The sequence below is a fragment of the Methylobacterium sp. C1 genome (assembly GCF_001854385.1).
In the GTDB taxonomy this organism is placed as follows: domain Bacteria; phylum Pseudomonadota; class Alphaproteobacteria; order Rhizobiales; family Beijerinckiaceae; genus Methylobacterium; species Methylobacterium radiotolerans.
This window is the reverse complement of record NZ_CP017640.1, coordinates 4,497,185-4,521,725: the sequence shown is the minus strand read 5'-3', so window position 1 is coordinate 4,521,725 and position 24,541 is coordinate 4,497,185. Positions and strand designations below refer to the sequence as shown.

24 protein-coding genes are annotated in these 24,541 nt (G+C 71.9%); 13 read left to right on the top strand and 11 right to left on the bottom strand.

The genetic code is table 11. The features are described 5' to 3' along the window. Position 1 precedes the first annotated feature (1 nt). A complete protein-coding gene (locus BKE41_RS20930) occupies positions 2 to 733 on the top strand; it encodes an HAD hydrolase-like protein (protein ID WP_071000051.1) in 732 nt (243 codons plus the stop codon). On the opposite strand, the gene bamE is transcribed toward BKE41_RS20930, so the two are convergent. Continuing rightward, positions 670 to 1,167 carry an outer membrane protein assembly factor BamE gene (bamE, locus tag BKE41_RS20925; protein ID WP_012320903.1) on the bottom strand — a complete coding sequence of 166 codons (498 nt, stop codon included), beginning with the start codon at positions 1,165 to 1,167 and terminating at the stop codon, positions 670 to 672. The genes BKE41_RS20930 and bamE overlap by 64 nt on opposite strands. A gap of 155 nt (positions 1,168 to 1,322) precedes the next feature. On the opposite strand from bamE, the gene BKE41_RS20920 reads away from it, so the two are divergent. The 12 genes from BKE41_RS20920 (at position 1,323) to BKE41_RS20865 (ending at position 12,839) form a co-directional block, all read left to right on the top strand. Then, a complete protein-coding gene (locus tag BKE41_RS20920) occupies positions 1,323 to 1,892 on the top strand; it encodes a ubiquinol-cytochrome C chaperone family protein (RefSeq protein WP_012320902.1) in 570 nt (189 codons plus the stop codon). Then, complete coding sequence (locus tag BKE41_RS20915; protein WP_029359110.1) at positions 1,889 to 2,419, top strand: DUF177 domain-containing protein; 531 nt, start codon at positions 1,889 to 1,891, stop codon at positions 2,417 to 2,419. The genes BKE41_RS20920 and BKE41_RS20915 overlap by 4 nt, the downstream gene beginning before the upstream one ends. Before the next feature lie 145 nt (positions 2,420 to 2,564). Beyond that, positions 2,565 to 3,599, top strand: coding sequence for a phosphate acyltransferase PlsX (gene plsX / locus BKE41_RS20910; protein ID WP_029359109.1), 1,035 nt, complete (start codon positions 2,565 to 2,567; stop codon positions 3,597 to 3,599). Between the two features lie 99 nt (positions 3,600 to 3,698). Next, complete coding sequence (locus BKE41_RS20905; RefSeq protein ID WP_012320899.1) at positions 3,699 to 4,706, top strand: beta-ketoacyl-ACP synthase III; 1,008 nt, start codon at positions 3,699 to 3,701, stop codon at positions 4,704 to 4,706. A 167-nt stretch (positions 4,707 to 4,873) separates the two neighbouring features. Continuing rightward, positions 4,874 to 5,194: an integration host factor subunit alpha gene (locus BKE41_RS20900; RefSeq protein WP_012320898.1), complete on the top strand. Its 321-nt coding sequence runs from the start codon at positions 4,874 to 4,876 to the stop codon at positions 5,192 to 5,194. Between the two features lie 113 nt (positions 5,195 to 5,307). Then, a complete protein-coding gene (locus tag BKE41_RS20895) occupies positions 5,308 to 5,811 on the top strand; it encodes a MerR family transcriptional regulator (protein WP_071000050.1) in 504 nt (167 codons plus the stop codon). A gap of 79 nt (positions 5,812 to 5,890) precedes the next feature. Then, positions 5,891 to 6,310, top strand: coding sequence for a hypothetical protein (locus tag BKE41_RS20890; protein WP_012320896.1), 420 nt, complete (start codon positions 5,891 to 5,893; stop codon positions 6,308 to 6,310). Between the two features lie 120 nt (positions 6,311 to 6,430). After that, positions 6,431 to 6,874 carry a hypothetical protein gene (locus tag BKE41_RS20885; protein WP_012320895.1) on the top strand — a complete coding sequence of 148 codons (444 nt, stop codon included), beginning with the start codon at positions 6,431 to 6,433 and terminating at the stop codon, positions 6,872 to 6,874. Between the two features lie 218 nt (positions 6,875 to 7,092). Then, a complete protein-coding gene (locus tag BKE41_RS20880) occupies positions 7,093 to 9,045 on the top strand; it encodes a PrkA family serine protein kinase (protein WP_012320894.1) in 1,953 nt (650 codons plus the stop codon). Between the two features lie 193 nt (positions 9,046 to 9,238). After that, positions 9,239 to 10,540: a YeaH/YhbH family protein gene (locus BKE41_RS20875; protein ID WP_012320893.1), complete on the top strand. Its 1,302-nt coding sequence runs from the start codon at positions 9,239 to 9,241 to the stop codon at positions 10,538 to 10,540. Positions 10,541 to 10,574: 34 nt separating this feature from the next. Then, positions 10,575 to 12,146, top strand: coding sequence for a SpoVR family protein (locus BKE41_RS20870; RefSeq protein WP_071000049.1), 1,572 nt, complete (start codon positions 10,575 to 10,577; stop codon positions 12,144 to 12,146). A gap of 264 nt (positions 12,147 to 12,410) precedes the next feature. After that, positions 12,411 to 12,839 (top strand): PaaI family thioesterase, encoded by a 429-nt coding sequence (locus tag BKE41_RS20865; RefSeq protein WP_012320891.1) that lies wholly within the window; start codon positions 12,411 to 12,413, stop codon positions 12,837 to 12,839. A 111-nt stretch (positions 12,840 to 12,950) separates the two neighbouring features. On the opposite strand, the gene BKE41_RS20860 is transcribed toward BKE41_RS20865, so the two are convergent. The 10 genes from BKE41_RS20860 to BKE41_RS20815 form a co-directional block, all read right to left on the bottom strand. Continuing rightward, entirely contained in the window at positions 12,951 to 13,574 is a 624-nt protein-coding gene (locus tag BKE41_RS20860; RefSeq protein ID WP_071000048.1) for a riboflavin synthase, read from the bottom strand. Positions 13,575 to 13,577: 3 nt separating this feature from the next. After that, positions 13,578 to 14,687 (bottom strand): bifunctional diaminohydroxyphosphoribosylaminopyrimidine deaminase/5-amino-6-(5-phosphoribosylamino)uracil reductase RibD, encoded by a 1,110-nt coding sequence (ribD, locus tag BKE41_RS20855; RefSeq protein WP_071000047.1) that lies wholly within the window; start codon positions 14,685 to 14,687, stop codon positions 13,578 to 13,580. Next, on the bottom strand, positions 14,684 to 15,217 hold the full coding sequence (nrdR, locus tag BKE41_RS20850) for a transcriptional regulator NrdR (RefSeq protein WP_071000046.1): 534 nt from the start codon (positions 15,215 to 15,217) through the stop codon (positions 14,684 to 14,686). Before nrdR ends, ribD begins: the two co-directional genes overlap by 4 nt. Before the next feature lie 114 nt (positions 15,218 to 15,331). After that, on the bottom strand, positions 15,332 to 16,636 hold the full coding sequence (glyA, locus tag BKE41_RS20845) for a serine hydroxymethyltransferase (RefSeq protein WP_012320887.1): 1,305 nt from the start codon (positions 16,634 to 16,636) through the stop codon (positions 15,332 to 15,334). Positions 16,637 to 16,958: 322 nt separating this feature from the next. Then, positions 16,959 to 17,303 carry a hypothetical protein gene (locus tag BKE41_RS20840; RefSeq protein WP_159392764.1) on the bottom strand — a complete coding sequence of 115 codons (345 nt, stop codon included), beginning with the start codon at positions 17,301 to 17,303 and terminating at the stop codon, positions 16,959 to 16,961. A 441-nt stretch (positions 17,304 to 17,744) separates the two neighbouring features. Continuing rightward, complete coding sequence (locus BKE41_RS20835; RefSeq protein WP_053620832.1) at positions 17,745 to 18,062, bottom strand: cupin domain-containing protein; 318 nt, start codon at positions 18,060 to 18,062, stop codon at positions 17,745 to 17,747. Positions 18,063 to 18,135: 73 nt separating this feature from the next. After that, on the bottom strand, positions 18,136 to 18,939 hold the full coding sequence (locus BKE41_RS20830) for a DUF937 domain-containing protein (RefSeq protein WP_063111091.1): 804 nt from the start codon (positions 18,937 to 18,939) through the stop codon (positions 18,136 to 18,138). Positions 18,940 to 19,049: 110 nt separating this feature from the next. Next, on the bottom strand, positions 19,050 to 20,495 hold the full coding sequence (locus BKE41_RS20825; RefSeq protein WP_029359104.1) for an MATE family efflux transporter: 1,446 nt from the start codon (positions 20,493 to 20,495) through the stop codon (positions 19,050 to 19,052). A gap of 8 nt (positions 20,496 to 20,503) precedes the next feature. Beyond that, positions 20,504 to 22,477, bottom strand: coding sequence for a monovalent cation:proton antiporter-2 (CPA2) family protein (locus BKE41_RS20820; RefSeq protein WP_024829046.1), 1,974 nt, complete (start codon positions 22,475 to 22,477; stop codon positions 20,504 to 20,506). A gap of 179 nt (positions 22,478 to 22,656) precedes the next feature. After that, entirely contained in the window at positions 22,657 to 24,273 is a 1,617-nt protein-coding gene (locus tag BKE41_RS20815) for a formyl transferase (RefSeq protein ID WP_071000045.1), read from the bottom strand. Positions 24,274 to 24,541: the final 268 nt, after the last annotated feature.

Below are 24,541 nucleotides of genomic sequence, written 5' to 3'. Positions count from 1 at the left end.
CATGACCCGGATGCCGGCCCGGAGGCCGGCCGCGCCCGGGCCGGGTCTCATCGTCCTCGACTTCGACGGCACGCTGGCCGACAGCTTCGCGTGGTTCTGCTCGGTGCTGAACGGCGTCGCCGACCGCTACCGGTTCCGGCGGGTCGAGGCCCACGAGGTGGAGGAGCTCCGGCTCCAGGGCGCCCGGGCGATCGTCGCCCATCTCGGCATCCCGCGCTGGAAGCTGCCGCTCATCGCCCGCCACATGCACGCGCTGGCCGCGCGCGACGCCGGGCAGATCGCCCTGTTTCCCGGCGTCCCGGCGATGCTGGACGCGGTCGCGGAGGCGGGCGTGCCGCTGGCGATCCTGTCGTCGAATCGCGCCGACACGGTGCGGCGGGTGCTCGGGCCGGACAGTGCCGCCCGCATCGGCACCTACGCCTGCGGGGCGTCGATCTTCGGGAAGGCGCGCCGGCTGTGGGCGCTGCTCGCGCGGACCGGCGTGCCGCCGCACCGGGCCCTCTGCATCGGCGACGAGATCCGCGACCTCGAGGCGGCGCGCGCTCTCGGCTGCCCGTTCGGGGCCGTGGCCTGGGGCTACACCGACCCGCGGGCCCTCGCGTCCCTCGGCCCCGAGCACCTGTTCTCGGAGCCGGGAGAGATCGCCCGCCTCGCGGCGGGCGGGGCCGGTCACATGCCGCGATTGGCGCCCGGCACGATGCTGGTGCCGCTGCCGCTGCCGAACGGCTCGTAGCGGGTCAGGCCGCGGAACAGCTGGCTGAGGAAGGCGCGGTCGGCGCCGCTCGTCGGCGTCGTGCGCTCGATGAAGTCGAAGATCCGGCCGTCCTGCAGGCCGTAGAGCGCCACGCGCTCGACCTTGAAGGCGGGGGTGAAGTACACGGCCGTGACCTTCTGGTCCTCGACCTGCTCGCCCAGGAACATGATCGTTCGGCGGGTGTTCTGCGAGATGTAGTACCAGGACTTGTTGCCGACCGTCGACACGGTCGAGGGCGTGCCGAGGATCTGCAGCACCTGCTCCGGGCCCATGCCGGGCTTGATCGTGGCGAGCGCCGCCTGATCGACCTGGTAGCCGTGGCGCAGCTCCTCGCCGATGCAGCCGGACAGGCCGCCTGCCGCGAGGCCGAGCAGGGCGAGGCGCGCGAAGGACTGGACGAAACGGCGCCGCATCGGGCCCCCAGAGAGCGTGTTGACGGACGGGGCGCGACCGTCGCCGCCGGCACGGGGCTCCGACGGCGCTTGCGCCCTGGGCGTGGGTTGCCGTACCGCGGGGTTATGGCTTTGACAAGGCAAGCTTGGCCACAGAGGGCCGGGGTTCCGCACCGATGATCGCCGGGTTGTTCCGCCGCGCGGGCGCGCGCCGCCGCGCCGTCGAGGGGCTGCACGTCGCCCTGAGCCAGGCCGCGCGCCGGCCGGGCCTCTACACGGATCTCGGCGTGCCCGACACCGTGGAGGGCCGGTTCGAGTCCCTGTGCCTGCACGCCATCCTGGTCCTGCGCCGGCTGAACCGGCTGCCGCCCCCGGCCGCCGAGGTGGCGCAGGATCTGGTGAACTCCGTCTTCACCCAGCTCGACGCCTCGCTGCGCGAGCTGGGCGTCGGCGACATGGGCGTGTCCAAGCGGATGAAGAAGCTCGGCGCCGCCTTCTACGGCCGGGCCGAGGGCTACGACGCCGCCCTGGAGGCCGGCGACGCCGCGGCCCTGGAGGCGGCCCTCGTCCGCAACGTGCTCGGCGGCGAGGGTGACGGGCGCGGCCTCACCGCCTACGTGCGGGCGGCCGACGCGGCGCTGGCCGGGGCTGATCTCGACGGCCTCCTCGGGGCCGGGCCGCCCTTCCCGGAGCCCGCGGGCTTCGCGCCGGCACCGGCCGGCCCTGATCACGGAGGACGCGCATGAGCCGCGATGCCAGCAGCCGCGATGCCAGACAGGACGCTTTCCCGCTCGCGCGCTGGGTCAATGTCGAGCGCCTGCCCCAGGGACGCGGCGCCGTCACCGTGGAGGCGACCCCGGCCGAGTGCGCGGCGCTCGCCGCCGATTTCGGGATCCCCGGGATCCGCGACCTCGTCGGGCGCTTCGCCATCGAGGGGGCGACCAGCCGCCTCACCGTGACCGGAGCCGTGGAGGCCCTGGTGACCCAGGTCTGCACCGTCAGCCTCGAACCCTTCGAGGCGCCGGTCCGGGAACCCGTCGAGGTGGTGTTCACCGACACGGACCGGCTCGCCGGCACCGACGCCGAGGACGCCGACATCCCCGACCCCCTGGTGGGCGGCCGCATCGATTTCGGCGCGCTCACCGCCGAGTTCCTGGCGCTGGGCCTCGACCCGTACCCGCGCAAGCCCGGCATCGCCTTCGAGCCGGTCGTGGCGGGCGACGAGGCGGGGCCCCTGGACGGCCTGCGCAAGCTCCGCGACCGCGACGGCTGAGGCCGTCGCGTCCGGCCGGAACCGCCCGCCGGCCGATTTCATTTGCCCGCCGGGCCGGTATCGCTATGGTCCGCCGCGCCCGGCGGGCCCCGTCCCGCCGCCGTCCGAACCCCTTTCCCGCCGAGACCCGCGACCCGCTACCGACATGTCCCAACGCGTGTGCATCTCGCTCGACGCCATGGGTGGCGACCACGGGCCCACCACGGTCGTGCCCGGCGCGGCGCTGGCCCGGGAGCGCCATCCCGGCACCACCTTCCTGATGTTCGGCGACGAGGCGGTGATCGCGCCCCTGGTCGCCAAGGAGGCCCGGCTCAAGGACTGCGTCGAGATCCGCCACACCAGCGTGGCCGTGGCCATGGACGACAAGCCGAGCCAGGCGGTGCGCCAGGGCCGGGGCAAGTCGTCCATGTGGCAGGCGATCCAGGCGGTCCGCGACGGACAGGCCGACGCCTGCGTGTCGGCCGGCAACACCGGCGCGCTGATGGCGATGTCGAAGATCTGCCTGAAGACCATGTCGGGCATCGAGCGGCCCGCCATCGCCTGCCTGTGGCCGACCGTGCGCGGCGAGAGCGTCGTGCTCGACGTCGGCGCCACCATCGGCACGGATGCCGAGCACCTCGTCGAGATGGCCGTGATGGGCTCGGCCATGGCGCGCATCGTGTTCGACCTCGACCGCCCCACCGTCGGCCTGCTCAACGTCGGCACCGAGGAGATGAAGGGCAACGAGGCGGTCAAGGAGGCCGCCCGGATCCTGCGCGAGATGGAGAGCCCCGGCCTCACCTATCACGGCTTCGTCGAGGGCACCGACCTCGGCCGCGGCACGGTCGACGTGGTGGTGACCGAGGGATTCACCGGCAACATCGCCCTCAAGACCGCCGAGGGCACCGCCAAGCAGATCGGCACGTATCTCCGCGCCGCCATGACCCGGACGCTGTCGGCCAAGATCGGGGCGCTGTTCGCCCGGCAGGCCTTCAAGGCCCTCAAGGACAAGATGAACCCGAGCCGGGCCAATGGCGGGGTGTTCCTCGGCCTCGAGGGCATCGTGATCAAGAGCCACGGCTCGGAGAACGCGCAGGGCTTCGCCGCGGCGATCGATCTGGCGCACGACATGGCGCGGCACGACATGATCCGCACGATCCGCGAGATGCTCGACCAGACGGCGGCGCTGGCGCCGGCCTGACGCCGGCCCGGGCCTCCGTCGACGGACGGGATGGAAAACGGACGACACCAGCTTCACAACCGAAGATTGTGAAGCTGGTGTCGTCCGGGAAGGACAATGATGGCAACCCTCCGCACTGACCCCGGGCAGCACCGGCGCGTCCCCCCTCTGCGCTCGGTGGTGGTCGGGACCGGATCGAGCCTGCCCGCGCGGGTGGTGACGAACGCCGACCTGGCCGAGCGGGTGGACACCTCCGACGAGTGGATCGTCCAGCGCACCGGCATCCGCCAGCGCCACCTCGCGGGTCCCGACGAGACCACCTCGGTCCTCGGCACGCGCGCGGCCAGGGCCGCCCTGGACGATGCCGGGCTGACCGCGGACGACATCGACCTCGTGATCTGCGCCACCTCGACGCCGGATCACACCTTCCCGGCGACCGCGACCCAGATCCAGGCGGCGCTGGGCATCCATCAGGGCGCGGCCTTCGACCTGCAGGCGGTCTGCGCCGGCTTCGTCTTCGCGGTCTCGACCGCCGACAAGTTCCTGACCACGGGGGCCGCCCGGCGGGCCCTCGTGATCGGCGCCGAGACCTTCTCGCGGATCGTCGACTGGGAGGACCGCACGACCTGCGTGCTGTTCGGCGACGGCGCCGGCGCCGTCGTGCTGGAGGCGCAGGAGGGGGCCGGGGACCGCGGCGTCCTCAGCGCGAGCCTGCGGTCGGACGGCCGCCACCGGGAGAAGCTCTACGTCGACGGCGGCCCGGGCTCCACCGGCACCACCGGCCACCTGCGCATGGAGGGCCGCGACGTGTTCCGCTTCGCCGTCGGGCAGGTCACCGACGTGATCGTCGAGGCCTTCGCGCAGGCGGGCATCACCGCGGAGGAACTCGATTGGTTCGTGCCGCATCAGGCCAATCGCCGGATCATCGAGGCCTCGGCCGACAAGCTCGGGGTCGCCCGGGACAAGATCGTCCTGACGGTGGATCGCCACGGCAACACCTCGGCGGCCTCGATCCCCCTGGCCCTCGACGTGGCGCGGCGGGACGGCCGCATCCGGGCGGGCGACCTCGTGATGATCGAGGCGATCGGCGGCGGGTTCAGCTGGGGCGCGGCGCTGATCCGCTGGTGAGGCCTCCGGCGGCGCGCGCGAAACGATTCGCTGCCCCGGCGCGGTTGACCGGGGGCGGAGCGCCGATTAGCGTGCCGGATCATAGGGATACGCCTTCAGCGTTCGGCGCGGCCAAGGGTGCCGCGTCGTGCGTCATGGGGCGAGGGATGCGGGCGAGGGGGCACGGCATGGCAGGCAAGACGGTGACGCGCGCCGACTTGAGCGAGGCCGTCTACCATCAGGTGGGCCTGTCGCGGACCGAGTCGGCCGCCCTCGTCGAGACCGTGCTGTCCGAGATCTGCAGCTGCCTCGCGAGCGGCGAGACGGTGAAGCTGTCCTCGTTCGGCTCCTTCGTGGTGCGCAGCAAGGGCAAGCGCGTCGGTCGGAATCCCAAGACCGGGGTCGAGGTCGCGATCGAGCCGCGGCAGGTGATGGTGTTCAAGCCCTCCAACGTGCTCAAGGCCAAGATCAACGGCCTGAACGGCGCGGGTGAGCACGACGACGATTGACCGCGCGGGCGTCACCGTCCGGGAGCGCGGCCGGATCGGCCGGACTCCAGGCTTGAGTGCGGCCCTGCGAGCCGGCAAGATCGCGCTGCTTCGCCCCGCTCCGTAAGTTGCCCATGCCGCCAGCCCTCGCCGCCGCATCCACCGACGACCCGCCGACCGGGAGCGGCGAGAAGAGCGCCCACGCGTTCCGGACGATCAGCGAGGTGGCCGAGGAACTCGACGTGCCCCAGCACGTGCTGCGGTTCTGGGAGACCCGCTTCGGCCAGATCCGACCCGTGAAGCGGGCGGGCGGGCGGCGCTATTACCGGCCCCAGGACATCGAGCTCGTCGCCGGCATCCGCCACCTCCTGCACGTGCAGCGCTACACCATCGCGGGGGCGCAGCGGGTCCTCAAGGAGAACGGCGTCCGCTTCGTGCAGGCCGTCGGTCGCGGCGAGGCCGTGGCGGCCGAGCCCCTGCTTCAGGAGGTCGAGGCCGAGGCCGCGAGCCGGGCCGGAACGCGGGCCGGGACGCTCGAGGCCTCGGACCGGGCGGCCCTGGCCGAGGCCCTGGACGAGCTGCGGGCCTGCCGCGCCCTGCTCGACGAGCTGCGCGAGCTGCCCGACGCGGAGGCCTGAGGGCCCCGCCGGACTCGACGGGCCCGGGCCCCACACGCGGCAGGCGAACTTTCCGGCAACAACTCGCGTTGTCGCCCGCATGGCCGCGCCCAAATCCAAGCTGACGCCCAGCCAGGAGCTGATGGCCCGCATCATGCGGATCGTCCGCACCTGCCCGGAGGCGGCGTCCGAAGTCCTGGAGTTGATGTTCCTGGTCAGCCAGATCGAGGCGGCCACCGGCGTCGACCGGGAGTACCGCGACGCCAAGCGGGTGATCAGCCGCCTGCGCAATCCGCTCTGGGAGATGGGTCCCACCGACCGGGAGAAACTCCTGGCGGCGGCCGAGACGATCCGCCGGGTCTGCCGCCTGGCCGAGGACGAGATTCCCCCCGTCCCGGTGGCCGATGCCGGGGAGCGGGCGCGGGTCGAGGGGCGGCTCGCCGCCGCGCTGGCCGGCGAGTTCGACGCCGCGCAGATCGCCCGCATCACCGGGATCGTCGCGGCGGCCCTCCAGAATTAAGCCGCCGCCCGGGCCCTCGACGCCCGTGCGGGGCGTCCCCACATGGTCTGGACCGATGAACGGGGCATCCGGACACGTGTCCGGGGAGAGGCCCCGGGTCGGCTTTGGAGAGACGCTGCCATGATCGCCCTACGTCCGCTCGCCGCGCTGCTCGCAGGGAGCATGGCACTGGCCGGGCCCGCCCTGGCCCAGGCGCCGACCAGCCGAACCAAGACGGTGGCGCCCGGCAAGACGGTCCGCATCGAGATCGCGCCGAACCTCAAGAAGGATTGTTCTCCTGGGCCGATGCCCGAGTTCAAGGTCTCGGGACCGCCCAAGAACGGGTCGGTGATCACCAAGGTCGGCAAGCTGAAGACGCCGGCGAGCTACCGCTGTCCCAACAAGGAGGCGGCCGTCCAGGCGCTGTTCTACCAGCCCAACAACGGCTTCACCGGCACCGACGAGGTGACGTTCGAGGTCAAGAGTTCCGACGGGCAAGTCCAGACGCAGACCGTCAAGATCACGGTCGGGGGCGCGGGTACCAAATCGGGAGACGACGGCAAGAAAGAGGGCACGGATTTGTGAGCAGGCTCCGGCCGCCCCGGTCTCTGAGCAGTTCTGCCGCCCCGGCAGCCGTCCGGGGGCGGCACGGAGTCTCGTCCGTGCCGCCTTCAGCGCTGCGGAGTGTTGCATGCAATCGACATGCCGGGCGCCACGCTCGCCGCACTGCGACAAAAGCGGGCCTGTCGGTTGCATCCGAGCCGAGACAGGATGAAGCTGTCACGGTCTGAGAGGGTTATCGAATGCCGATGCATGCGACGAACGACCTTTTCCAGAGCTTCGCCCGAGGGTACGAGGCCCGCCGCGACACGGAGATGACGCTCTCCGAGTATCTCGAGGCCTGTCGCGACGAGCCCCTGATGTACGCCTCGGCCGCCGAGCGCATCCTCGCGGCGATCGGCGAACCGGAATTCGTGGACACCGCCAAGGATTCGCGCCTCGGCCGGATCTTCATGAACCGGACGATCCGGACCTACCCGGCCTTCCGCGAATTCTACGGCATGGAGGAGACGATCGAGCGGATCGTCTCGTTCTTCCGCCACGCCGCGCAGGGGCTGGAGGAGCGCAAGCAGATCCTCTACCTGCTCGGTCCGGTGGGCGGCGGTAAGTCGTCGCTGGCCGAGCGGCTGAAGCTCTTGATGGAGGTTCACCCCGTCTACGTACTCAAAGCCGGGGACGAGGTCTCGCCGGTCTTCGAGAGCCCGCTGGGCCTGTTCGACCCCGAGACGATGGGCGAGGAGATCCAGCGCCGCTACGGCATCCCGCGCCGGCGGCTGACCGGCCTGATGAGTCCCTGGGCACTGAAGCGCCTCGACGAGTTCAACGGCGACATCTCGCGCTTCAAGGTGATCAAGGTCCGGCCCTCGCGCCTGCGCCAGATCGCCATCGCCAAGACCGAGCCGGGCGACGAGAACAACCAGGACATCTCGTCGCTCGTCGGCAAGGTCGACATCCGGCGGCTCGAGACCCTGTCGCAGGCCGATCCCGACGCCTACTCGTACTCGGGCGGCCTGAACCGGGCGAACCAGGGCATCCTCGAGTTCGTCGAGATGTTCAAGGCGCCGATCAAGATGCTGCACCCGCTGCTCACGGCGACGCAGGAGGGCAACTACGTCGGCACCGAGAATATCGGCGCGATCCCCTTCACCGGCGTGATCCTGGCGCACTCGAACGAGGCCGAGTGGCAGACCTTCAAGACCAACAAGAACAACGAGGCCTTCATCGACCGGATCTACGTGATCAAGGTCCCGTACTGCCTGCGCGTCACCGAGGAGCAGCGGATCTACGAGAAGCTGATCTCCGGCTCGGAGCTGTCGGACGCGGCCTGCGCGCCCGGCACGCTGGAGATGCTGGCGCGGTTCTCGGTGCTGTCGCGGCTGCGCGAGCACGCCAATTCCAACGTCTTCTCGAAGATGCGGGTCTATGACGGCGAGTCGCTCCGCGAGGTCGACCCGCGCGCCCGCTCGATGCAGGAGTACAAGGACACGGCCGGCGTCGACGAGGGCATGGACGGGATCTCGACCCGCTTCGCCTTCAAGGTGCTGGCCGCGACCTTCAACCACGACACCACCGAGGTCTCGGCCGACCCGGTGCACCTGATGTACGTGCTGGAGCAGTCGCTGCGCCGCGAGCAGCTCCCGCCCGAGACCGAGAAGAAGTACCTGGAATTCATCAAGACCGAGCTGGCCCCGCGCTACGCGGAGTTCATCGGCCACGAGATCCAGAAGGCCTACCTCGAATCGTACCACGATTACGGGCAGAACCTGTTCGACCGGTACATCGACTACGCCGATGCCTGGATCGAGGACCAGGACTTCAAGGACGCCGAGACCGGCCAGCTGATGAACCGCGAGCTCCTGAACCAGGAGCTGACCAAGATCGAGAAGCCCGCCGGGATCGCCAACCCGAAGGACTTCCGCAACGAGGTCGTGAAGTTCGCCCTGCGCTCCCGGGCGCAGCACGGCGGCCGCAACCCGAGCTGGACCTCCTACGAGAAGCTGCGCGAGGTGATCGAGCGGCGGATGTTCTCCCAGGTGGAGGAGCTGCTGCCGGTGATCTCCTTCGGCTCGAAGAAGGACGGCGAGACCGAGAAGAAGCACGGTGAGTTCGTCGAGCGCATGGTCGCGCGCGGCTACACCGAGCGGCAGGTCCGCCGCTTGGTGGAGTGGTACATGCGGGTGAAGCAGGCCGGCTGAGGGGCGACGGGGCTCGACCGGTCCGCCGGGTCGGCCGGGCCCCGTTCCGACCCTCCGCCGCCACAGTTTCGGACGACCGGCCGGCGAAGATCTCGGCCCTGCTGCGAAAGAGGGATCCATTCCTCCGGTGGCAGCATGGTACGACAAGGGTCCGGACCCGGCCGGAGCACGCGGACGAGGGTTTTCGCAGCGGATGCACATCGTCGACCGACGTTTGAACCCGGGCGGCAAGAGCCTCCCGAACCGCCAGCGCTTCCTGCGGCGCGTGAAGGACGTGGCCCAGCGCGCGGTGCGGGAATCCGCCCGCGAGAAGGACATCAAGGATCTCGGCAAGGACGGCCGCGTCACCGTTCCGGCGGACGGCGTCCGCGAGCCCCGGTTCTCGCGCCAGCCCGGCACGGGCCTGCAGGACCACATCCTGCCCGGCAACAAGACCTACGTGGAGGGCGACACGATCGAGCGCCCCCCGGGCAGCGGCGGCGGTCGCGGTGCCGGCGAGGGCGGGGAGGGCGGCGAGAACAGCGAGGACGCGTTCCGCTTCGTGCTCACCCGCGAGGAGTTCCTGGAGCTGTTCCTCGAGGATCTGGAACTGCCGGACCTCGCCAAGCGGCGGCTGGCCGTGGTCGAGACGGAAGGCTTGCGTCGGGCGGGCTACACGGTGACCGGCTCGCCCGCCAACCTCGCGCTCACCCGCACCCTGCGGAACTCGATGTCGCGGCGGATCGCCCTCAAGCGCCCGAAGCCCGACGAGGTCGCGGCCCTGGAAGCCCGGCTCGACGCCCTTCCCGAGGGGCACCCCGAGCGGGCCGACCTGGAGCAGGCGCTGTTCCGGCTGCGCGAGCGCGCGAAGCGCATCCCCTACGTCGATCCGATCGACCTGCGCTTCCGCCGGTTCGAGCCCTATCCGCGGCCGATCGCGCAGGCGGTGATGTTCTGCCTCATGGACGTGTCCGGCTCGATGACCGAGCACATGAAGGACCTCGCCAAACGGTTCTACATCCTGCTGCACATCTTCCTGACGCGGCGCTACCGGCACGTCGAGATCGTGTTCATCCGCCACACCGACCGGGCGACCGAGGTGGACGAGGAGACCTTCTTCGGCTCGCGCGAGACGGGCGGCACCCTGGTCTCCTCCGCGCTGGTGGAGATGAAGCGCGTCATCGCCGAGCGCTACGACCCGAACGACTGGAACATCTACGCCGCCCAGGCATCGGACGGCGACAACGTCTCCTCCGACGGGCCGACCTCCACGGAGCTGCTGCGGTCGCACATCCTGCCGGCCTGCCAGCACTTCGCCTATCTGGAGGTCGGCGACGAGAACGGCCCGCGCGCCGGCTTCGTCGAGCACCGCACCACCCTGTGGCGGACCTACGAGGCGATCGCCAAGGCCGGCGGGCCGATCGCCATGCGCAAGGTCAACCACCGCCGGGAGATCTACCCGGTCTTCCGCGAGCTGTTCGGCCGCAAGGAAGGCCGCGCCGAGGCGGAGGCGTGATGGCGGCGCGCGCATCAACCGATCGGGAGGCCGCATGACGCTCGTCAAGGCACGCACGCCCCAGATCATCGCGGGCAACCAGAAACCCCTGTTCACCGGCAACGACTGGGATTTCGACACGATCCGGCGGATCCACGACGCCTGCGAGGCGGTGGCCGGGCCGCAGCTCGGCCTGTCCTGGTACCCGAACCAGATCGAGATCATCACGGCCGAGCAGATGCTCGACGCCTACGCGTCGATCGGCATGCCGCTGTTCTACAAGCACTGGTCCTTCGGCAAGCACTTCGCCCAGCACGAGTCGGGGTATCGCCGCGGCCTGATGGGGCTCGCCTACGAGATCGTCATCAACTCGGACCCCTGCATCTCCTACGTCATGGAGGAGAACACGGCGACGATGCAGACGCTCGTCATCGCGCACGCCGCCTTCGGCCACAACCACTTCTTCAAGAACAATTATCTGTTCCGGCAATGGACCGACGCTGAAGGTATTCTGGACTACCTGGATTTCGCGAAAGGCTTCATCGCCCGCTGCGAGGAGCGCTACGGCCACCAGGCGGTGGAGCAGGTGCTCGACGCCGCCCACGCGCTGATGAGCCAGGGCGTCCACCGCTACCCGCGCAAGAAGCGGCCGGACCTCGCCTCCGAGCAGCGGCGGGAGCGCGAGCGGATCGAGCACGGCGAGCAGATCTACAACGACCTCTGGCGGACCCTGCCGCAGAAGACGGGCGCCGTCCGCTCCGACCTGGCGGCGGAGCGGCGCAAGGCGCTGCTGGAGCTGCCGCAGGAGAACATCCTCTACTTCCTGGAGAAGGTCGCCCCGCGCCTGCGGCCGTGGCAGCGCGAGATCCTGCGCATCGTGCGCTTGGTCGCCCAGTACTTCTACCCGCAGCGCCAGACCAAGGTGATGAACGAGGGCTGCGCCACCTACTGCCACTACCGGATCATGAACGCCCTGTCGGAATCCGGGCAGATCACCGAGGCGGCCTATCTCGAGTTCCTGCAGTCGCACACCAACGTCATCCGGCAGCCGACCTACGACGATCGTTCCTACGGCGGCCACAACCCCTACGCGATCGGCTTCGCGATGATGCAGGACATCGCCCGCATTGCCGAGCAGCCGACCGAGGAGGACCGGGCGTGGTTCCCCGACATCGCCGGGGCCGGCGACGCCATGGCGGTCCTGCGCGATTGCTGGGAGAATTACCGGGACGAGAGCTTCATCCAGCAGTTCCTGTCGCCGAAGCTGATGCGCGACCTGCGCCTGTTCCACGTGGTCGACGATCCGGAGGAGCCGGAGCTGCGGGTGGAGGCGATCCACGACGAGCGCGGCTACCGCAAGCTGCGCCGGGCCTTCGCGCGCCAGTACGACGTGGCGTGGCTCGACCCCGACATCGAGGTGGTGGACGTGGACCTGGAGGGCGACCGGCGCCTGATCCTGCACCACAAGGCGATCAACAAGATCACCCTGCAGAAGGACGACGCCAAGCGCGTGCTGCAGCACCTCGCCGACCTCTGGGGCTACGACGTGGTGCTGAAGGAGGTCGAGCCGGCCACCGGCGCCGTGCTAAGCGAGATCACCGCCAGCGCGCGGCCGATCTTCTTCTGATCGGGGCGGCGGGACGGTTCTCCCGCCCGCGTCCCCATCCTGATGTGGCGTCCGGCCGAAGCCCTCGATGGAGGCAGCCCTCCGTCATCCCGCGCGCAGCGAAGTGACCCAGGGTGGCGCGACATCCGTGAATGGAGCGCCGACTGGGTCGCTTCGCTGCGCTCGCGAAGACGACACCGCGGATCGACCGGGCTCTTCCGATGAGGAAGGCCGCTCCAGAGGCCTGGTGATTGCCCTGGCGGTACCGCCGTGCTGCAAGGGCCCATGACCGCCACGATCCTCACCCTCGCCGAGACGCAGGACTTCCTCGACCGCGAGTTCCCGCAGATGCAGGCGGGCGGCCGGGCCTACCATCTCGAGGCGGTGGGACCCCTCGCGGCGCGGATGCGGCTGGAGGCCCACGAGCGCTTCCTCCGGCCCGGCGCGACCGTCTCCGGGCCGGCCATGATGGCGCTCGCCGACTACGCCCTCTACGCGGCGATCCTCGCCAATATCGGTCCCGTTGCGCTCGCGGTGACGACCAGTCTGAACTTCAACTTCCTGCGCAAACCCGCCACGGGGGATCTCGTGGCCGAGTGCCGGCTGCTCAAGCTCGGCCGGCGCCTCGCCGTCGGCGAGGTGTCGATCACCGCCGTCGGCAGCCCGGAGCTCGTCTGCCACGCCACCGGCACCTACTCGATCCCGCCGCGCTGAGGGGCCCAGGCCGTCGTTGCGGGCGGAGCGAAGCAACTCAGGGCCGCGCGACGCCCGGCGATGTGGCGCTGTGGGTCTGCTTCGCTCCGCTGGCGAAGACGCGTACCCTGCTCAGCCGGCCCGCGCCTCGGTCAGCCGGGCGGCGTAGCGGGCGATCAGGTCGACCTCCAAGTTGAGCCGGTCACCCTGCCGCCGCTCGCCCCAGGTAGTGACCTGGAGCGTGTGCGGGATCAGCAGCACCGAGAACAGGTCGCCCTGGACCGCGTTCACCGTGAGCGAGGTGCCGTCGAGGCAGACCGAGCCCTTCTCGGCGATGAACTTCGCCAGGGGCGCCGGCGCCCGGAGGGTGAACCGCTCGCTGGCGCCCCAGGCACCGGCCGTGACGGTCTCGCGTTCCACGATCTCGGCGACGCCGTCGACGTGGCCGGTGACGAGGTGCCCGCCGAGCTCGTCGCCGATCTTCAGGGAGCGTTCGAGGTTGATCCGCGTGCCCGCCACCCAGGCGCCCACGGTGGTGCGCGCCAGCGTCTCGGCGGCGGCGTCGACCGCGAAGACGCAGCCGCCCGCGGTCGGCTCCACCGACACGGCGGTCAGGCACGGACCGGCGCAGGCGATCGATGCGCCGAGCGCGATCGTCGCCGGGTCGTAGGAGGCGCGGATCGCGATCCGGCGCAGGTCGCCGTCGCCCGTGACCGAGGCGACCGTGCCGACATCGCTGACCAAGCCGGTGAACATCGCTTACGTCCTGTTGCGCTCGTAGGTCACGGCCGCGTCGGGCCCGAGCTGCAGCCGCTCGGCCTCGCGGAACCGATCGCCCGAAAGGGCCTCCGCCAGGGCCGGGCCCAGGGCCCGCAGCCCGCCCGCCGGTCCCAGCGCCATCGGCCCGGTGACGAGGGTGCAGGCATCGATCAGATCGGCCCGCGCGAGCGCCTCCGCAAGGCGGGGGCCGCCCTCGCTGCACAGGCGGGTCAGGCCGCGCTCGCCGAGATGCGCCAGGGCCGCCGGCAGATCGATCCCGCCGGCCGGGTCCGCCGGCACGGTCGCGACCGCGACGCCGAGCGCCTCCAGGGCCCGCCGCGCGTGGGCCGGGGCCGAGCGGGTCGTGAGCACCAGGGTCGGCGTGTCGCGGGCGGTCCGGGCGAGCACGCTCGCCGGGGAGAGCCGCAGGTGCGTATCGAGCACGACCCGCAGGGGCGAGCGCGCCCCTAGGCCCGGCAGCCGCACCGTCAGCGACGGGTCGTCGGCCCGGGCGGTGCCGATGCCGATCAGGATCGCGTCGGCGTGGGCCCGCCAGAGGTGGACCGCCCCGTCCGCCACCGGCCCGGTGATCCGCAGGCGCTCCGGCCCCGCGGCGGCGCAGAAGCCGTCGCGGGTGCGGGCGAGCTTGAGGTGCAGGGCCGGGCGGCCGCGCGTCACCCGGGTGACGTGGCCGACATGGTCGCGCGCCGCCTCGTCCCGCATCAGGCCGGTCTCGACCGCGACGCCGCCCCGCCGCAGGAGGTCGTGGCCGCGCCCCGCCACCCGCGGGTCGGGATCCTCCAGGGCGCTGACCACCCGGGCGATCCCGGCGGCCAGGATCGCGTCGGTGCAGGGTGGCGTGCGGCCGTGATGGGAGCAGGGCTCCAGGGTGACGTAGAGGGTCGCGCCGCGGGCGGCCTCTCCGGCGGCGGCGAGCGCCACGGGCTCCCCGTGCGGGCGCCCGCCCGGCGCCGTGGCCGCCGTCCCGAGGATCCGGCCGGTCCCGGGCTCGACCACGACGGCGCCGACCGACGGGTTCGGCCAGGTGGTGCCGAGCCCGCGGCGGCCCAGCGCCAGGGCGAGGCGCATGAAGTTCGCGTCGCCGCTCATGGACGCCCGGCGCGGCGGCGCCCCGACGCCTCCGGTTCCGGGTCGCCCTCCGGCTCCGGCGCGGCCGCCGGCACCGGCATGCCGTCGCTCAGCGTGCCGAGCAGCTCCTCGAAGTCCCGGGCCTCGCGGAAATTCTTGTAGACCGAGGCGAAGCGCACGTAGGCGACGTCGTCGAGGCCCTTCAGCCCCGCCATCACCAGCTCGCCGATCGTCTCGGACGTCACCTCGGGCTCGCCGGCGCTCTCGAGCTGCCGGGTGATGCCGCTGACCAGCCGCTCGATCCGCTCCGGATCGACGGCGCGCTTGCGGAGCGCCACGTCGATGGAGCGCTGGAGCTTGTCGCGGTCGAACGGCACGCGCTTGCCCGAGCGCTTGAGCACCACGACCTCGCGGAGCTGCACGCGCTCGAAGGTGGTGAAGCGGCCGGCGCAGTCCGGGCAGACCCGGCGGCGCCGGATCGCGGCGCCGTCCTCGGAGGGCCGCGAGTCCTTCACCTGGGTCTCGGAGCCGCCGCAGTAGGGACAGCGCATGGATCTCGATGCTCGGGCATGGGAACGGCCGCGGACCGGTCGGATCCGCGGCCGTTTCCTAATCCACCGCGGGCCGGCCCGGAAGACCGGCCCCGCTCAAGCGGCTCTCTCGCCTCAGCCGTAGATCGGGAACCGGTCCGTCAGCGCGTGGACGCGGGTCTTGACGTCGGCCTCGACCGCGCTGTCGCCGGCCTCACCCTTGGCGGCGAGCCCGTCCAGCACCTCGACGATGAAGCCGCCGATCTGCTTGAACTCGGCGACGCCGAAGCCGCGCGAGGTGCCGGCCGGGGTGCCGAGCCGGATGCCCGACGTGATGGTCGGCTTCTGCGTGTCGAAGGGGACGCCGTTCTTGTTGCAGGTGATGTGCGCCCGCGACAGGGCCGCCTCGGCGGCCTTGCCGGTGAGGCCCTTCCGCTGGAGGTCGACCAGCATCAGGTGGTTGTCGGTACCGCCCGAGGTGATGTCGTAGCCGCCCGAGATCAGCGTGTCGGCGAGCGCCCGGGCGTTCTCCACCACCTGGCGGGCGTAGATCTTGAACTCGGGCTTCAGCGCCTCGCCGAAGGCCACCGCCTTGCCGGCGATGACGTGCATCAGCGGGCCGCCCTGGAGGCCGGGGAAGATCGCCGAGTTGAACTTCTTGGCGAGCGCCTCGTCGTTCGTCAGGATCATGCCGCCGCGCGGGCCGCGGAGCGTCTTGTGGGTCGTCGTGGTGGCGACGTGGGCGTGCGGGAACGGCGACGGGTGGACGCCGGCCGCCACGAGGCCCGCGAAATGGGCCATGTCGACCATGAAGTAGGCGCCGACCGAGTCGGCGATCTCGCGGAACTTCGCGAAGTCCCAGTGGCGCGGGTAGCCCGAGCCGCCGGCGATGATCACCTTCGGCTTGTGCTCCTGGGCGAGCTGGGCGACCTGCTCCATGTCGATCCGCTGGTCCTCGCGGCGCACCGTGTAGGAGACCGGCTTGAACCACTTGCCCGAGACGTTCGGCGGGGCGCCGTGGGTGAGGTGGCCGCCGGCCGCGAGGTCGAGGCCCAGGAACGTGTCGCCGGGCTGCATCAGGGCCAGGAACACGCCCTGGTTGGCCTGCGAGCCGGAATTCGGCTGCACGTTGGCGAAGCCGCAATCGAACAGGCGCTTGGCGCGCTCGATGGCGAGGTCCTCGGCGATGTCCACGAACTGGCAGCCGCCGTAGTAGCGCCGGCCCGGATAGCCCTCGGCGTACTTGTTGGTGAGCACCGACCCCTGAGCCTCCAGCACGGCGCGGGAGACGATGTTCTCCGAGGCGATCAGCTCGATCTCGTGCTGCTGGCGGCCGAGCTCCTTGGCCACCGCCTCGGCGATCTCGGGATCGGCTTCCGTCAGCGGGGCGGCGAAGAAGCTGTTGGAGAAGTGCTTGTCGGCGGCGGTACCGGCGCTCATGATCTGCCTCTGTTCTGGTAGGGGCGATGCCCGGCCTTTCGTCGGCGTGCACGGGCGGGCGTTGAAGGTGGGATTCCTACACGCGCCGAGGGCTCAGGCCAAGCACAGGCATTTTACTCGCGCGCCAAGAATAATTTGTCGCAGACCGCCGCGTTCCCGTCGCGGCGGGTGCCGGCATATTTTCCCTTTCAGCCACGCATCAGCGGCAAAAAGGAGAAGAGTCATGGAATGAAGCATGAACGCCTCGAGGATCAGAGACGCGATGCGGTGCTGTCGTCTGCCGGATGTCCTGGATCATCACATCGCTGAGCTTCGGCTCGGACTAGCCGTCATCGCTCTCGACTTGCTGGAGATTGAGGCCGGCTTTCGACGGGATCTGCCGCGCGGCTGCGACCGCCGGTGCGGTGGGAGCGGTTCGCTCGTCGTCGCGCCGAAGGACCGGACGCGGGATCCCCGGATCGATGGCAAAACCGACGTGACCGTCGATGTCTCGCGTGAGGTCGTCCAGACCCGGGATCCTGGACAGGGTCCGCTGTACGGCATCGTAGGTCCACACGAAGTTCGCGGCACGGATGCGGGAGCCCGACCTGCCCGGCATCGGACGGCACGGGATCGAGCAGAGTCTCGGCGCCGGTGATCCGGTGCTCGACGGATCGGACGGCAGCATACGGACGGACGTGATCCTCCGCGACGGCAGGACCGGCGCTGCCCCGGTTCGAGCGATCTGAAACGCGACGCCGCGCGCATACCGCCGGCCGCGCAGAGGCACCTGTCCGCGACGTGGCGGCGCCGCGAGGCCGGCTTCGAGTGCCAGATCATCCCGCTGTCGGATCTGACGGACACCTAGACAGACATCGACTTCGGCGGCCCGTGGACGTGGGTCTGCGCCGTGTACGTCGCCACGCTCCCGGCTTGGGCCGGAGCGTCGATGGCTGTCGCGGCCTGCGCGGCCCGGTCGGACGGTATCGTCCTCGATCCGCAAGAGGGGTGGCTGCTACCGCCGAGGAGGCGATCCGCTACGCTCACGACACGGTGGCGCGCATCGCCGGTCTGGACCCGCAGTTCGACACCTCCGCGGACGGCTGAGGGCGGACGGCGTGCGGCGCCGTCAGGCCGGCGGCGCGAGGTTCGTCTCGATCAGGACCGTCTCGGTCTCGAACGCGGCCGCGTGCCACGCCCCCGCCGGGAAGTGGAACACGCTGCCGGCCGAGAACGGCGCGCGGCCCTGCTCGGTCTCCAGGATCCCCGAGCCGGAGAGCACCTGCACGAACTGCTCGTGATCGTGGCTGTGGGCCGGTGCGGAGGCGCCCGCCGGCACGACCACGCGCACGAGGCTGGCGCCGGAGCCCGGGATCGTGCGCTTGGCCACACCGTTCCCGCCGACGCTCTCGGCACGGTCGTCCCAGGCGGTCAGGTGCTCGCTCATCGACGGATCTCCTCGCCGGCAAGTTGCCGCTCCGGTCCGCCGGGTCAACGTTCGTCCCGGCCCGGTCCCCGCGTCAACCGGTCCCGCCGGGCTGGCGACCGCGCCGGCCCTTGCCGGCCGCGGGGTCGGCCGACGCCGGATCGGGCCGGGCCGGGCTACCCGACGGGGCCGGAGGCGCGGCGCTCGCGGACGGCGTGCCGGAGGCGGGCCAGAAGGTCTCGAACAGCTCCTGCATCGCCCGGATGTTGTTGCCCTGAACCTCGGCACCGGTGCGCAGCATCTGCTGGAACATGTCGGAGCCGGCCTCGCCCGCGGCCGCCTGCGGGTTGGCGGCGGGCTTGGTCGTCGGCCTGGCGGTCGGCTTGGCGGCGGGCTTCGGCGGCGGGGCCGGCGGCTCGACGGCGGGCATCATCGCCTTGGCCATCTCGGCCCAGGCCGGGCCGAACGGGAACGGCACGGGCGGGGGCGGCGCGCTCGGCCGCGCGGGCTCGGCCTGCGGCTGGTTCAGCATGACGTGGACGATGCTCGCCACCACGGCGCCCGCCATCATCGGCAGCATCTGGCGCAGGACCTGCGCGCCGACGCCGCTCGTCGCCGAGGCCTGCCGCAGCACCGCCTGCATCAGCTGCGCGGACCCGAACATCTGGCCGAGGGCCTCGAATCCCTGGGCGGGCGCCGGCTTGGCGGCCTCCAGGCCGAACATCCGGGCGAAGCCGGCTGGGTCCAGGCCGACGCTGCGCTGGAGGCCGAGCGTCAGGGCCGGCATCAGCGCCTCGAAGGCGCGGGCCGTCTGCTCGGTCGTCAGGCCGAACGGCTGGCCCATGGCCTGAAGCCCGGCCTCGCCCTGGGCCTGGAACATCTCGAGCGGGTTGAACATGACGCCTCGACTCTGTCCCGGCCGGGACCGTCCGGGACAGGGCATCGTGACCCTTTGCGCGGGGAAATACCAGTTCCCACCCGCGGAACTTGTGCCTTGCCGCCGCCGTCTCAGGTCATCGGCTCGGGATGGGCGTGCCCCGCCGGCAGCGGCGCCGCGCGCTGGGGCGCCTCCGCGGCGATGTCCGCCCCCGGCCGCCGCGGACCGCTTCCCTCCAGCCGGTCGACCGTGCGGCGGGCCAGCAGGATGCCGAGCGCCCCGAAGATCAGGGAGCCGATCCCCATCCCGGCCACCACCCCGCGGGGGCCGTAGAGCGCCGCGCCGAGCATCGCCGGCGGGATCGTCCCGAGCGTCGCCCGGCCCCAGTTCAGCAGCGTCGAGCGCAGCGGGAAGCCGAGATTGTTGAAGGCGGCGTTGCCGAGGAACAGCAGCCCGTTGAAGAACCAGATCGCGCCGCCGACGAGGCAGAAGAAGCCGAACAGCTCGGCCGCGACCCCCTGCAGGCCGAACAGGCCGGCGAGCCACCCCCGGCCGAGCGCCAGGAGAAGCCAGACCCCGGCGCAGTAGGCCAGCGTCACCCGGATCGCCGCGCCGAGCACGCCGCGCATCCGATCGAACCGGCCCGCACCCCAGTTCTGCGCCAGGATCGGGCCGATCGCCCCCGACAGCGCGAACAGGCCGCCGAAGGCCACCGGCGTCAGCCGGTCGATCACCGACGCGGCGGCGACCGCGTCCGCTCCGTAGCCGGCAAAAAGGCGCGCCAGGAAGGCGCTCGCCACCGAGGGTGCGAGGTTGGTGAGCACGGCCGGGCCCGCGACCCCCGCCAGGGCGGCCGCGTCGGGCGGCAGGTCGGGCAGGCGCGGCCGGCCGAGGAGCCCGTGCCGCGCGACGCCGCGGATGCCCACCGCCACGAAGGTCGCGCGCGCCACGCAGACCGTGATCGCCGCGCCCGTCACGCCGAGGCCCGCCCCGAAGATCAGCAGCGGGTCGAGGAACGCGGTGACGACGGCGCCGGCGAGCGTGACCGCCATCGCCTGACCCGCCTCGCCGACCGCGCGCAGCAGGCCGGTGAACAGCATGCCGGCGGCGAGCAGCAGGTTCGACGGCAGAGTGATGTGGAGGAACAGGACGGCCACGCGCAGCGCCTCGCCCTCGGCGCCGATCAGGGCCAGGAGCGGGCCGGCCAGCAGCGCGATCAGCCCCGCGATGACGGCGGCCACGAGGCTGCCGAGGACCAGCGCGGACGTTGCGAGGCGCCGCGCCGCCGCCGGGTCGCGCGCGCCGACGGCCTTCCCCACCAGGGCGCCGGCCGCGATCATCAGGCCGATATTCACCGCCGTGGCGAAGAACTGCACGATGCCGGCGAAGCCGACCGCCGCCGTGAGGTTCGGGTCGCCCAGCGTCGAGACGTAGAGCAGCGACAGGAGGTCGACGACGAAGATCGCCATCAGCCCCACCGAGCCGGTGGCGGCCATCACGACGACGTGGCGGAGGATCGAGCCGGTGACGAAGCGGCCCGCCTCCGCCGGGGGCGGCCCGTCGGACAGGTCAGACATCCGGCCCGTCACGCATCCCGGGCGCTGCCTTCCGATTCGAGCTCGGTCTCCGGATCGGATTCCTCGGCGGCCTCCGTCTCCTGCGGGGCCAGGGCGGGCTTCTCCAGGAGCCGCTCGGCGGCCTCGCGCCGGTCGCTGCCCACGAGGTCGCGGGTCTCGGTGCTGAGCGCCCGGGCCGGCCGGACCGGGGCGGTCAGCGGCTCGGGCTTCAGGCCCGCCGCGGCGCCGCGCATCCAGCTGGACCCGTCCGGCAGGGCGCCGGCCTGCTGCAGGACCAGCCGCGCGATGTCGCGCTTGCGCACGTCGTCGGTCCGGGCGGTGGCGGCCTCCGGCGACAGGCCGAGCCCCTCGAGGGCCGCCCGCCCGAAGGCGAGGGCGGATTCGGCGGTCTCGCGGATCTGGTAGTCGACGTCCCGGTTCATCAGCTCCACCGCGTGCAGGCGGTCGTAGGCCCGCACGAAGGTGCGCACGCTGGAGAACTCCTCGTGGACGATGTCGACGATCTTGAGGGCGCCCTCCCGGTCGTCGACGCAGATGCAGACCAGCTCGACCCGACCGATCCCGGCGGCGCGCAGCACGTCGAGGCGCGTGCCGTCGCCATAGTAGATGCGGAAGCCGAAGCGCGAGGCGGCGCGCAGCTGCTCCACGTCCTTGTCGATCACCGTGACCGGGATGCCCTCGGCCATCAGCACGTGGGTCAGCACCTGCCCGAACCGGCCGAAGCCGATCACCAGCACCCGGGCGTCGCCGCTCTCGGAGAGCTCGCTGGAGGGCTCCTCCAGCGCGAAGGTGCTGCGCGCGTTGCGCCGCTCGATCAGCTTGTCGAGACCCTTGGCGGCGATGGGGCCGATCAGCATGGTCAGCGCGGCGAGCGCCACCGCGAAGCGCGTCGCCGTGACGCCGGTGAGGCCGAGATCCTGGGCCTGCGGCAGCAGCACGAAGGCGAACTCGCCCGCGGGCGCCAGGACCGCGGCGCCCCGCAGGGCCCCGAGGGTGTCCGAGCCGAACAGCCGGAACAGGCCGGCCACGATGGCGACCTTGACCAGGATCGCCGCCAGGGTCGCGCCGAACAGGGCCGGCCAGACCTCGCGCACGAGGTTGCCGTCGATCGACATGCCGACGCTCATGAAGAACAGGCCGAGCAGCATGCCGCGGAACGGCTCGATATCGGCCTCCAGCTGGTGGCGGAAGTTCGACTCGGCCAGCAGGATGCCGGCGAGGAACGCGCCCATCGCCATCGACAGGCCGACCTGCTCCATGAGCAGCGCGGTGCCGAGCACCACCAGGAGTGCCGCGGCGGTCATCACCTCGCGGGCGCCGCTCGCCGCGAGCAGCCGGAAGAACGGGTTCAGGCCGTAGCGGCCGACCAGCACCACCGCGAGGATCGCCGCGAGCGCCTTGCCGGTGGAGACCGCCGCCTCCCCGAGCCAGGAGACGTCGGTCGCCTCGCCGGCCGAGGCCAGCAGCGGCATCAGCGCCAGGATGCCGACCACCGACAGGTCCTGGAACAGCAGCACCGCGAAGGCGCGCGCGCCGTAGGCGCTGCCGAGATCGCCCCGCTCCTCCAGGAGTTGCAGGGCCACCGCGGTGGCCGAGAGGGCGAGCGCGAGGCCGATCACCGCGGCGGCGCCGAAACTGAGGCCGGCCAGAATTCCGGCGCCGCCGAGCACCAGCGCGCAGACGACGAGCTGCGCGGTGCCGAGGCCGAAGATGTCGCGGCGCATGGAGACGAGCTGCGACAGGTGCAGCTCCAGGCCGACGATGAAGAGCAGGAGCACCACGCCGATCTCGGCGACGCTCGCCGCCGTCTCGGGCTCGGCGATCAGCGACAGGCCCGAGGGCCCGATCAGCACGCCGGCCACGAGGTAGCCGAGCACGGCGCTCTGCCCGATCAGCCGGAAGATCGGCACGCCGATCACAGCCGCGGTGAGGAAGGTCAGGACCGGCGGCAGGAAGCTCGCATGTTCGACGGGGCTCGCCATGGTGATCGTCCCGGCGGTTCTGCTGGATCGGCGCAGGTGAGGTCCCCGCTTAGCGCGCGCGCGGCCGCGATGCGAGCCGTATGCGGGTGCCGTTCGGCACCGACGGGGCCGCGCGCGGCCGCACGGGGCGGTTCGGCCCGGGCTCAGCCCAGCAGGCGCCCTCAGCCCAGAAGGCGCCCTCAGCCCAGGAGGCGGGGGCGGGCCCGGTGCGAGCCGTCGATGAACTCGAAGCCGCCGGCCGCGCTCAGCATGTGCAGGCGGGTGCCCGGCCAGGCCGCCCCCGGCCGCAGGCGCGTCTCGACCCGCTGGGCGTAGCCCTCCTCGTCGAGGCGCAGGATCCGGGCGAGGCCGAGCGCCGCGCCGTAGCCCTGTCGGCAATCCTGGACGGGCCGGATCAGGCCGCCGTCGCGCGCCACGATCGGGCCCGCGGCCCGGGCGGAGCCGATGTCGATCAGCACCGGGTTGTGCCGGTGGGGCGTCCAGGGCCCGCGGAAATGCGGCGCGTGCCAGAGATGGAGCGTGTCGGAGTAGCTGCCGCCGCCGGCCCGGACCGTGGCGAACATCCACCAGCGGCCGCCGTGCTGCAGCAGGGTCGCGTCCCCGGCCACGACCCCGTCCAGGAGCACCGCCTCGTGGACCCAGCCGCGCGGGAAGTCGGTGGCCCGGTAGAGGTCGATCGTCCCGGAGGCGTGGGATTCCGGGATCATCCAGACCTGCCCGTCCGCCTCGAACACGAACGGGTAGGACAGGTGGGTCTCGAGCTCGAGCACCGGCTCCGGCCGGCCGCGGGGCCCGTTCTCCCCGAAGCCCACCGCGGCGATCACGCCCTTGCCGCGGCGGTAGTCGAACTCCTCCACGAACAGGGTCACGGCGCCGTCCCGGGCGATCGCGAAGGGGTCGGCGTAGAAGCGCCGCCCGTCGTCGGGGAGGACCTGCCAGCCGCCCTCCGGATGCCGGCGCAGGTCGATCAGGTCGGGGCCGGCGATCCGCCGCCAGCCCACCCGCCAGTGCGGGCCGTGGAAGCAGAGGGCGTAGAGCCTGCGCGCGATCTGCCGGGCGAGCCCACCGGCGGCCCGACGGCGCGCGCCCAGGCCGCCGAGGTCGTAGCCGGCCGCGGGCTTCAGGGGCGCCCCGGCGCCGTCGGGAAGCTCCGTCGAGGCGGCGCCGTCGAGGGCGGCGAGGATCAGCGTGATGGTCCGCGCGAGGTAGCCCTCGAAGGCCGCGAGCATCACCGTGTGCGATTCCGCGCCCAGGCGGCCGACCGCCACCGGCCTGCCGTCCGGCCCGCGCAGCGCCGCCACCGGCGCTCCGTGGGCGAACAGGGCGGCGAGGAGGCCGGCCTCGCCCGGCATCCCGTCGTAGTCGAGCCGCCAGGCCGGCGCCGAGCCCGGCTCCGCGGGGCTGCCCGAAAGGTCGAGGACGAGGTCGGCGCCGCTCCCGCCGGGCTCCGGGCCCTCCGGGCTCGCCTCGTAGGGGGCGAGGGCCACCGGTTCCGCGGCGGTCGCCAGACCCGGCCGGGGCAGGCCGTGGATGGCGGCCTCCAGACGGAACAGGAGCTCCGCGTTCGGCGGCAGGCCCTCCGCGTGCTCCACCCAGGCGACCCGGATCCGATGGTCGGGCCGCTGCCCGAGCTGGTCGAGAAGGCGGATGTGCCAGCCGCGCAGGGACCGTCGGTCGAGCCGCACGGTGACGGTCCGGGTGCGGGAGGGCGTCCCGGGCGCCGGCGGCTCCGCCCGGGTGGGAGCCCGGCCACCGGCCGCCGACGATCGGTCCGTGCCTCCGATCGCCCGCTCCATCAGCCGGTCAGCCTCATGCCCCGCGTGCCGGATTTCGTGTCGACGCTCACGGCAGCCAGGCCCGGTATGCGCCCGGTCCCGACCCTGGATACGGTCGAGCCGGGCTCGAATGCTGTTACGCCGCACCACGATCAAGCACGGCCGAGTGGCTGTCTACCGGTTCAAGCTTAACGCGCGAGACGATTTCTGGACGGTGAACCGAAAAAATCGAAACGCGGGCCTTCAAATAAACGCGTGTTGGCGGGCGGTGGTACAATGTCGCGAGGCC

Excerpts from the sequence above, each read along its gene's own strand:
- BKE41_RS20820 (WP_024829046.1), bottom strand. The coding sequence starts at position 22,477 with ATGGCGAGCCCCGTCGAACATGCGAGCTTCCTGCCGCCGGTCCTGACC.
- BKE41_RS20835 (WP_053620832.1), bottom strand. The coding sequence starts at position 18,062 with ATGAGCGAGCACCTGACCGCCTGGGACGACCGTGCCGAGAGCGTCGGC.
- BKE41_RS20815 (WP_071000045.1), bottom strand. The coding sequence starts at position 24,273 with ATGGAGCGGGCGATCGGAGGCACGGACCGATCGTCGGCGGCCGGTGGC.
- BKE41_RS20885 (WP_012320895.1), top strand. The coding sequence starts at position 6,431 with ATGATCGCCCTACGTCCGCTCGCCGCGCTGCTCGCAGGGAGCATGGCA.
- BKE41_RS20915 (WP_029359110.1), top strand. The coding sequence starts at position 1,889 with ATGAGCCGCGATGCCAGCAGCCGCGATGCCAGACAGGACGCTTTCCCG.
- glyA (WP_012320887.1), bottom strand. The coding sequence starts at position 16,636 with ATGAGCGCCGGTACCGCCGCCGACAAGCACTTCTCCAACAGCTTCTTC.
- BKE41_RS20875 (WP_012320893.1), top strand. The coding sequence starts at position 9,239 with ATGCACATCGTCGACCGACGTTTGAACCCGGGCGGCAAGAGCCTCCCG.
- BKE41_RS20920 (WP_012320902.1), top strand. The coding sequence starts at position 1,323 with ATGATCGCCGGGTTGTTCCGCCGCGCGGGCGCGCGCCGCCGCGCCGTC.
- BKE41_RS20930 (WP_071000051.1), top strand. The coding sequence starts at position 2 with ATGACCCGGATGCCGGCCCGGAGGCCGGCCGCGCCCGGGCCGGGTCTC.
- BKE41_RS20830 (WP_063111091.1), bottom strand. The coding sequence starts at position 18,939 with ATGTTCAACCCGCTCGAGATGTTCCAGGCCCAGGGCGAGGCCGGGCTT.
- BKE41_RS20825 (WP_029359104.1), bottom strand. The coding sequence starts at position 20,495 with ATGTCTGACCTGTCCGACGGGCCGCCCCCGGCGGAGGCGGGCCGCTTC.
- BKE41_RS20890 (WP_012320896.1), top strand. The coding sequence starts at position 5,891 with ATGGCCGCGCCCAAATCCAAGCTGACGCCCAGCCAGGAGCTGATGGCC.
- BKE41_RS20895 (WP_071000050.1), top strand. The coding sequence starts at position 5,308 with ATGCCGCCAGCCCTCGCCGCCGCATCCACCGACGACCCGCCGACCGGG.
- BKE41_RS20880 (WP_012320894.1), top strand. The coding sequence starts at position 7,093 with ATGCCGATGCATGCGACGAACGACCTTTTCCAGAGCTTCGCCCGAGGG.
- plsX (WP_029359109.1), top strand. The coding sequence starts at position 2,565 with ATGTCCCAACGCGTGTGCATCTCGCTCGACGCCATGGGTGGCGACCAC.
- nrdR (WP_071000046.1), bottom strand. The coding sequence starts at position 15,217 with ATGCGCTGTCCCTACTGCGGCGGCTCCGAGACCCAGGTGAAGGACTCG.
- ribD (WP_071000047.1), bottom strand. The coding sequence starts at position 14,687 with ATGAGCGGCGACGCGAACTTCATGCGCCTCGCCCTGGCGCTGGGCCGC.
- BKE41_RS20900 (WP_012320898.1), top strand. The coding sequence starts at position 4,874 with ATGGCAGGCAAGACGGTGACGCGCGCCGACTTGAGCGAGGCCGTCTAC.
- BKE41_RS20905 (WP_012320899.1), top strand. The coding sequence starts at position 3,699 with ATGGCAACCCTCCGCACTGACCCCGGGCAGCACCGGCGCGTCCCCCCT.
- BKE41_RS20865 (WP_012320891.1), top strand. The coding sequence starts at position 12,411 with ATGACCGCCACGATCCTCACCCTCGCCGAGACGCAGGACTTCCTCGAC.
- BKE41_RS20870 (WP_071000049.1), top strand. The coding sequence starts at position 10,575 with ATGACGCTCGTCAAGGCACGCACGCCCCAGATCATCGCGGGCAACCAG.
- bamE (WP_012320903.1), bottom strand. The coding sequence starts at position 1,167 with ATGCGGCGCCGTTTCGTCCAGTCCTTCGCGCGCCTCGCCCTGCTCGGC.
- BKE41_RS20860 (WP_071000048.1), bottom strand. The coding sequence starts at position 13,574 with ATGTTCACCGGCTTGGTCAGCGATGTCGGCACGGTCGCCTCGGTCACG.
- BKE41_RS20840 (WP_159392764.1), bottom strand. The coding sequence starts at position 17,303 with ATGCTGCCGTCCGATCCGTCGAGCACCGGATCACCGGCGCCGAGACTC.